This window comes from Photorhabdus heterorhabditis (genome assembly GCF_018448905.1).
Classification (GTDB): Bacteria; Pseudomonadota; Gammaproteobacteria; order Enterobacterales; family Enterobacteriaceae; genus Photorhabdus; species Photorhabdus heterorhabditis.
On sequence record NZ_RCWA01000165.1, the window covers coordinates 1 to 710 of the forward strand.

1 protein-coding gene is annotated in these 710 nt (G+C 60.6%); it reads right to left on the reverse strand.

Features of this window, described 5'->3' with window-relative positions:
- Positions 1-710: hemagglutinin repeat-containing protein (locus EAE89_RS23105; protein ID WP_214086680.1), on the reverse strand; the 710-nt coding region annotated here is incomplete at both ends.

The window sequence follows — 710 nt, forward strand, 5'->3', positions numbered from 1 at the left end:
GCCACGGTTAAGCCGCTTTGCTTTTGTTCGGTTTTCGTCAGGGTGGTGTGATGATTTTCCGCACTGGTGATACTGACGCTCTGACCGGTGAGGGTCAGGTCCTTTTTCGCGACGATATCACTGCCATGAATGTTGAGCTGGTCACCGGCGTTGAGGGTGACATGACCCTGACTGCTGCCCACCGTGCTGCCTTTGGTCAGCTGGCTGTCACGGTCGGTGGTGACTTTCTGGCTGGCTTTGCCAACGGTAAAACCAATCCCGCCGGTGCCCATCAGGCCGGATTGTTTCTCCTGTCGCAAATGGGTTTCATCGTGCGCTTCCGCCGCGGTGGTGACGGTGAGCTGATGACCGGCGCTCAGGCTGACATCCTGCGTGCCCGCCACATTGCTGCCGCGGATATTGAGGTCGTTGCCAGCCTGGAGAGTGACCTTATCGCCACTGAAGGTGGTGCTCAGCGCCTGCCGGTCATGCACTTCATCGTGGGTTTCCACTGACGATTTCGCCAGCCAGCCTTGGCTGGTCTGTTTGCTGTGCTCCACTAAGTCGGAGGAGGCCGTCCCGGTGGTCAGCGTCAGGTTATGCCCGGCCTGCGCCGTCAGTGGCTGACCGGCGTTGACATGAGCGGCGGTGGCCTTGAGGTCATGCCCGGCCTGCAGGGTCACCTCACCGGCGCCGGTTATCTGGCTGCCGATATCGGTCTGTTGGGTCAG